The sequence below is a fragment of the Alteromonas sp. a30 genome (genome assembly GCF_026788005.1).
GTDB lineage: Bacteria > Pseudomonadota > Gammaproteobacteria > Enterobacterales > Alteromonadaceae > Paraneptunicella.
Window position 1 is genome coordinate 1 of record NZ_JABEPE010000039.1, and the last position, 7,520, is coordinate 7,520.

The window sequence follows — 7,520 nt, forward strand, 5'->3', positions numbered from 1 at the left end:
CTGAAACCTACAAAGTGGCCTGAAATGGGGCTTCATTACTGATGTTTTGTCTATGGAATGAATTGATCAACAGAGCCGAACTCAAGCTAAATTGGCAATAGGTATCTTGACTGGAGTCATTTATATATCATGGGGAATAGAAGGAGAGGCTGGCCCTTTATGGTTTATGCTTACCCCCCTCCCAGTGACCATATCCTATAGAATCTGCGGCACTACGCTGACTCGCGTAGAAGAATTCGCCATAGCGCAATTCAATGCAGGAGCTATACATCCCAAACAAACTATACCAACCCGCTCAATACTGAAACCCGTCTTATTTTTCGGTACTGTATTAGTACTCACATTGAGTTTTTTCTCTACTCTTCACCACTTCGGTAATGCCTGTTTAACCAATATTGAAGAGCAGAATTACAATTATATTTTTAGTTATTGTGTACCTGAATCAGACTTAACGGGTAACAACTTATATCGGGAAGATCATTATATTTCAGTACATAGTTTCGGTCAGTTTTTCGATAAAACTCAAGAAGCTAAGTTAATAGAAGAAGGCGCAAAAGCAGGAGATGAGCAGTTTCAGTTTTTGTGGTGGTTTATCATTCAAAACATTTATAAAAAAGATATATCCCCCAATAACATTCAAGCCCTAAAACGTCTTGATGATGAATCCGAAAAGTGGCTACAAAAAGCAATGGCTGGGGGCTCCGTCGATGCCACGAAAGTTTATATTTATCGTCATATCTTTTCCAAAATTAGTACAAATGATGCCAAAGAAAAAGCGTTAAACTTAGCTCAAAAACTGAAAAATAAAGGTGTACCGCTCTCACAACATTTACTAGATGAAGCGAAAAACTCTGTTACGTTTGAAGATATTCAAGAAATATTTATAGCCCAACGACAAAACTACACCAAACTCAATATTGAACAGCTGGAAAACCTCTTATATGCACTAGAAGAAGGTTTTTTCTACTTCAAGATTAATGATTTCCTGCAAACACCTAGAAAAAACGGGAATTATGAAAATGAAATAGAAGTAACGAAAGATACCGAAAAAGCTCGTGAAATACGTCGCTTTATGGAAGCAAAAATGGAGTCTTTCTAAATAGCTATGTTTCGATGTCAGCCAGCTATACAAAATTAACGCAAACTCGCCGTGGATACTTTCACGTAACCACGCCGTGAATGTTGCGCATCTCATCCACTCAGAAGTGAAGTTTCTTGGAATATGCCATGAAATAAAATTTGCCTACCCTTTTATTTCCCTTTTTACATTGCCCAAATGCGAAACCGTCTCTAAATAAGCAAGTAGCAATCTGCCAATTTAAAGCTTACGCGCTTTAAACTTTCGGCCTTTCATTTTGCCTTCGTTAAATTGCTTGAGGCTGCGTTTTACACTGCGTAACTTAACGGCAACGTAGCTGTGGGTGGGGGTAACGTTGATTTTTCCGACATCATCACCCGGAACATCTGCATCTTTGGTTAGTGCGCCGAGTATATCACCGGGTCTTAGTTTGGCTTTTTTGCCGCCATCAATGCACAGGGTTTTATATTCTGGCTGAATGATTCGGTTGGCGTGGAATCTGACAGCCTGAATCCCCGTCCATTTTATTTTGGCATTTTGGTAATCTTCAATGGCGTTGGCACGGGCGACTTCGTTTGGCGCGCACAAGGTTAGCGCAAGTCCTTCGGCGTCGGCTCGTCCGGTTCTGCCAATACGATGGATATGGACTTCGGGATCGGGGGTTATTTGATAGCTGATAACCGCACCGATTTCTTTAACATCCAACCCTCTTGAAGCAACGTCGGTTGCAACCAGTACCGACACGCTCTTGTTGGCAAATTGAATCAATACTTGATTGCGCTCTTTTTGCTCCATTTCGCCATGCAATGCCAATGCTGAAAAGCCCATCTCAGATAGCGCGTCGGCGACTTCCTGACAAGCTTGTCGGGTATTACAAAAAATGATGCTGGATTCTGGCTGGAAGTGCGTTAGCAAAGCCGCTGTCGCTTTGATGCGGTGAGCCTCTTCAACTTCATAGAAAAGTTGTTGGATTTTACTCGTGTCGTGTGTGCCCTCAAGGGTAACTTCAACCGGATCGTTTTGAATTCGGCCACTGATATTGCGAATTTCATCTGGATAAGTTGCTGAAAATAAGAGTGTTTGTCTTACTGCGGGGACATTCCTGATGATGGTTTCCATTTCTTCTTCGAAACCCATATCCAACATGCGATCCGCTTCATCCAACACGAGGGTATTAACATCTTTAAGGTTTAATCGACGTTTGAGTAAGTGGTCCATGATGCGACCCGGCGTACCCACAATAATATGCGCGCCATGTGACAACGAGCCAATTTGCGGCCCCATCGGTGTACCACCACATAAAGTCAGCACTTTCATGTTGTCGATCATTCTGCCAACCGTACGAATTTCTTGCGCGACTTGTTCTGCAAGCTCTCGCGTTGGACACATCACCAAAGCCTGTATACGGAATCTCTCAACCTCTAAACGGCTCAGCAACCCGAGTGCAAAAGCGACCGTTTTGCCACTGCCGGTTTTGGCTTTTCCAAGTACGTCCTCGCCTTTTAAAATGAGCGGCAAACTTTTGGCCTGAATTTCAGTCATTTCGCTAAACCCCATGGTTTCGAGGTTTTTTAGCAAAGGCGAAGGTAAGTTAAGAGAGGAAAAAGATTTATTCACAGTGCTCACTTTAAAATGAAAGACGCTTTAGGATGATGTACTTCGTCGAGGCGATTGTCTACATACCTGTTCCAAACTATCAGTCGCCTGTAGAGAATTAGGAACACCCCCTCAGCCGCAGGGAAGTGGCTATGGAGCCTACATGAAAGTATCCACGTCGAGTTTGCGATAAATCTCTATGGGATGACTGGCAATTAAACACAGCCATTTAGGTTAAGCACCTAAACATTTAAGCGTTTGAGCATGTAAACCGAGGCTTATTTTTTCGTTCTTGGTGTTTTTAACAGGAAGAATAAGCAGTATTCAACGAGCGGCTATTATCCTTTACAACTCAAGTTATAACAAGGGGAGAGCTTTGTTGAAAAGTGCTTTTAACGTAAATAGCGTTTTCGATTTAAATCATGAATGATTCGCCGCTTAAAACACGACCTAAATACTGTTTTATTCTTAGGCTTGTTCGAAGCTTCTCAGCAACTTCCCTAATTTAAGCTTATGATGCCGGGATTAAATTCACTGTGTAGTGGCGGATAAAATAGGCACTCTAGCCTACTTTAAGCCTCGTTGAGTCTGTAAATAAGTGGCAAAGCTTCCTAGCCAATGACTCCCCATGTAATGCATATCCCCAAAAACGGCATCAAGTCCCGCTTTTCGGTGAGATTCAACTGCTAGCTTCAATGCTGAAATGCGTATATCGTCCTGAGGAAGACCACTAATGATCCCCTCCAACATCCAAGCACGACTAATATTAAGTCCGTCCAGATGTGCCAACTTCCCATCACTTTTATCCGTTACGACACCCGGAATCAGCCAATCAGAGCCGCTGTTCTCCGTTAGTGTTGGGAAAAACGCCGTTAGCCAACGAGCAAATGCTTTTTCCTCTAACACTCGACGCATCAAATCGGCTTCGGAAATACACGGAGACAAGAAGTCTTGCCCCGAAGGCTCGTAAGCAAGCGGACAATTTTTATCATTTAGATAAAGTGCTTTCACTCGTTGAGTTAACAAAGCTTCAAATTCAGTATTTCCCGCGATGCGACTCCAGTCCAACATCAAGCCGAAAGCAAACGCAGTTTGACTGTGCTCCCCCGTGCGTATTGGGAAGGTTAACTTAGGCAACCATTCGCTAATATTTTCGACGGCTTGACGCTCTAGAGGCAGCAGATTTTGCAACCATTTTGCCGCTTGCGGTAGGCTTGATTGGCGAAGTTCTGAGGTTAACTGAAGCAACCAAGCAATGCCATAAGGCCGTTCAAAAGAAGCCATTCCGGGACGTTGATAATTTTTTAGCTCTCCCGCAATGTTGTCGGCAGTAAAACTCTCTTCAAGCTTTTTGATAATGGTATCAGCCTCGATCGCATCACTGTGAGTATTGAGCATCCTCACCAACAACCAATGACCGTGAACAGACGAATGCCAATCAAAGCAACCGTAAAAAGTGGGATATAACTCACGAGGTGACTTTACATCCGCATCACTATTCATAAAGTGGCCGATTTTATTGCTGTATTCTTTATGGATGCAGTCTAGCGCGAGATTGGTAAACACCACCTCATAACGCTGTGTAACGCTATTTTTAGGCAGGTTTTCCTCAGAGAAGGAGATGGAACTGTACAGGGCTAAAACAGTAAAAATGGGAAGCGTCTTTTTCATTATACTTCATTGCTACTTATTGATTACGCTATAACCAAACATCATACCCCCTAAAAGCCATGATGGATAGATGAACAAAGCCGCATAGCATGCGAAATCTCATCAAAAAATGGAACTACTCTCGGGGAAGGTCAGTTAGTTTAAAGGGGCTAACCATTATTTAATACTCCCCCTTGCGGGGGAATATTAATTATGAGTTACTTAATTGAAGAAATGGAAGTTTACTATGCTTTTGAACCTAGAACATATGCTGTAATTACTGATTCACTATGTGACCCGCCTTGAGGATTTCTAAGCGCCCTGGTCGTCAATTTTATGGATGCGGTTCCGTTTGGTATTGGCATTATAAAATCATTTTTATATCCCGAAGATTCTCCATTACTCACACCTCGATTATCGCATGCTTTTATTGACAAGATACTTTCTGACTCAGCCCCTAAAAACTGTATGACTGTTGAGTTAAAGGAGTCCGACCCTAAACTCTGACAAGATGCGACAACTCTTACATGATTACGGTTTCCTGTAATTGAGTTAAGATCAATAGAGGCAGTTCTGAAGGAAGAATAATAGCTTGCTGTTTCTGAGTGCAACACGGTGGCATTCAACTCATTGCTTCCTGAATTAATTAAAGTGCATCCATCACTGTCAGCAGTTACATCATTAGGGGAGTATAGTTTCCCAAGCGAATTGCAGTGTGTAAAATCAGAAAGCTTCGTTTCTAATTGAAGTATGACATTTTCAAGGCTGTTTAATTGATTAGTTAGTGAATCAACCCTAACAACAACATTTTCCAAGATCGAAACTCTTGATGAAATAGAACTAACCACATCTTTTAAGCCTTCTATCTCAGTGACTCGAGCAGCAATGGTGGATACTGTCTCGTTCAGGTTTTCTAGTTCTTCAACTCTAGACAAGATTGAACTTATTGACTCTTTCAGACTTTCTAGTTCTGCAATTCTGCTAGAGTTTGAATCGACTGACAATTTTAGAGCATCCAGCTCTGTTATTTTTTCAGACAGTGAGTCAATAGAAAGTCTAATTTCTTCTAGATCCACTATCTGGTTTGAAATAGTATCAAGCTCACTAGATATTATGCCTACAACCTCCTCAAGATTGTTTAATCTACTAGGTACTCCATTACTCCCCGCTGCTGATGCTGTAACTGGAAGATAGCATAATCCGACTAAAGTCGTGACAATGGTTTTTGTGAAGTTGTTCATATTGAGCCTTCTTTTTTAGTTTTTAGATTAGGTTTTTATATTGTCCTTACTAATTTCTAATTAAAGGTTAAATAATGTTTTTGTCAAATTTAGAAATTAAAAGGGGATCTACGTCTAATGCCGATCAGTTAAGAAGTTGACATTTGGCATAAGAGGATCAAAATCCGATGATCGTAAGGTCATCGGATTTTTTTGTGCAACTTCAATAAGCCCTTAATACTGCTTTTAATGCTAGTACCCAGTTCAGTACATTTGACCAGCTATCTTCATTTCTCGATCCTGCCATTGTCGATGAAGCTTTTATTGAAGCTGGGGTAGCGACAGTCAGAAAACGCAGACTCCCTCTCGAAGCGGTGATGTGGTCTGTGATTGGAATGAGTTTGTTTCGTCAGGAGTCTGTCTGGAATATTGCCAACAAAATGGATATTGCGTTACCGGGTAAAAATCCGCTGATTGCGCCCAGTGCAATGGTGCAAGCTAGACAACGACTGGAAATAGAGCTTGGTTTTAGGGAAATCAAACAAACTATGCTCAACAGTGAGTACACTCTGCGTAGCAAGTTGCCAGAGATGGTAGAGCAGGAAATATGGGGGTTACTACTGGCTTACAACCTTATCCGTTCAGCCATGACCGAAGCGGCAAGTCGAAAAGGAATATGGCCTAACCAGTTGAGTTTTAGTGGCTGCTCAAGTGCCATTGTTGCATTCCTGATGACTGTCCAACTGACCAGCCCGGGAAAACTACCTTTGCTTTATAACTCACTCATTGACCAGCTAGGCTTCTATCAACTACCTATACGACGGGAAGACAGGGCTTATCCAAGGTGGATAAAGCCAAAAACCAGTAGATATCCCAATAAAAAGAAAAATGCCAGTCAGCTTAACTGACTGGCATTAGGGTCTAGGTAGCTTTTTGGAAAAATTAGCCCCTAACCATATGAACAAGCCCCGTTCTGAGTAAAATGGGTGTCAATGGAACCCGGGAAGTTCTAATTTATTATGCCAAAACAAATCATGTATTCGCATAAAAGAGTTTGTACACAAAGGGGATTTTGGAATAATAAAGTTTGTACATTAAATACTGCTATTCTATTGAACTTGAAAATGTAATTTCTGAGTTTCAATTACAACCTGTACAAAAATTGACGAATCGAAGACCTAACCTGATAAAAGATAAATCATCGAAAATGTTGCTGATAGAGTTATAATATGGACAATAAAGATAACTTTAAGAACTGACATTGATAATCTATAAATATGCCATTACTTGAAAGAGCCTCTTATAAAAAGTTTAAAAATTTAAGCTTTTTTCTTTTCTTTATAACTTTACCTTCATTCGGGCAAAGCATTGAAGATTCAAGGAAGATTTTAAGTTTGATATCAGAGTTTGCAAACGAAATATGTGAGAAAGTTCCACTTAGCTCGTCCTCAAATACCCTGAGCTTATCAGGAAAAGTCAATGCAGATGTTAGCAAATTATTAAAAAAGATTGCTGACATTGGAATTGATGGTGAGCTAACCTTCTCAAATACAGAAAGCAACGGGTTTCTCCAAAAAGATCTGGAAAAAACAGTCCGTCACTCTACTAATTGTAGACTTGAGATTTGGAAGGACCTTAAGGATAAAGTTCTACCAAAACAAACCCGCCCCAATTTATATAAGGATTTCCCAGAGACCCGAGATATTGTGAAAGATGCAAGAAAAGAGCTTGCAAATATCGGAGTTGACTGGACTAATGACGCTTTTGGAGAAGCTCTAGTAAGAGCTGATGCTAGAGTGGTTGAGCTGTTCTTTCTAGGGGGGTGGAAGCACCCCTATACTCCTTATGGAACTTATAACGCATCTAAAATGTTCATCCTATATGGAGACACTACCAATAGGCTTTGTTGAACAAAAGATTTGAACTTTTCCTTCTCTCAATGATCAGATCACCAAATCATTATTTCTCCTTCCTCA

At 41.0% G+C, this 7,520-nt stretch carries 5 protein-coding genes and 1 pseudogene; 3 read left to right on the plus strand and 3 right to left on the minus strand.

What is annotated here, in order from left to right:
- The first annotated feature begins 106 nt into the window (after positions 1-106).
- Positions 107-1,099, plus strand: a complete 993-nt coding sequence (locus tag HJG39_RS18575) for a hypothetical protein (protein ID WP_268411828.1) — start codon at positions 107-109, stop codon at positions 1,097-1,099.
- 219 nt (positions 1,100-1,318) lie between these two features.
- Here the strand turns inward: HJG39_RS18575 and dbpA are convergent, their stop codons facing one another.
- The 3 genes from dbpA to HJG39_RS18590 all read right to left on the minus strand — a co-directional run bounded on the left by dbpA (position 1,319) and on the right by HJG39_RS18590 (position 5,565).
- Positions 1,319-2,695, minus strand: a complete 1,377-nt coding sequence (gene dbpA / locus HJG39_RS18580) for an ATP-dependent RNA helicase DbpA (protein ID WP_268411829.1) — start codon at positions 2,693-2,695, stop codon at positions 1,319-1,321.
- A 546-nt stretch (positions 2,696-3,241) separates the two neighbouring features.
- The gene (locus HJG39_RS18585) at positions 3,242-4,345 is read right to left on the minus strand and encodes a DUF2891 domain-containing protein (protein WP_268411831.1); all 1,104 of its coding nucleotides are present in this window, start codon (positions 4,343-4,345) and stop codon (positions 3,242-3,244) included.
- A 224-nt stretch (positions 4,346-4,569) separates the two neighbouring features.
- On the minus strand, positions 4,570-5,565 hold the full coding sequence (locus HJG39_RS18590; RefSeq protein ID WP_268411832.1) for a hypothetical protein: 996 nt from the start codon (positions 5,563-5,565) through the stop codon (positions 4,570-4,572).
- 263 nt (positions 5,566-5,828) lie between these two features.
- On the opposite strand from HJG39_RS18590, the pseudogene HJG39_RS18595 reads away from it, so the two are divergent.
- Positions 5,829-6,452, plus strand: a pseudogene (locus tag HJG39_RS18595) (transposase domain-containing protein); the annotation flags it as partial.
- Positions 6,453-6,821: 369 nt separating this feature from the next.
- Positions 6,822-7,454: a hypothetical protein gene (locus HJG39_RS18600; protein WP_268411833.1), complete on the plus strand. Its 633-nt coding sequence runs from the start codon at positions 6,822-6,824 to the stop codon at positions 7,452-7,454.
- Positions 7,455-7,520 lie beyond the last annotated feature (66 nt).

Bases quoted from the DNA above. Each gene is read 5' to 3' on its own strand.
- HJG39_RS18585 (WP_268411831.1), bottom strand. From the start codon at position 4,345: ATGAAAAAGACGCTTCCCATTTTTACTGTTTTAGCCCTGTACAGTTCC.
- HJG39_RS18590 (WP_268411832.1), bottom strand. From the start codon at position 5,565: ATGAACAACTTCACAAAAACCATTGTCACGACTTTAGTCGGATTATGC.
- HJG39_RS18600 (WP_268411833.1), top strand. From the start codon at position 6,822: ATGCCATTACTTGAAAGAGCCTCTTATAAAAAGTTTAAAAATTTAAGC.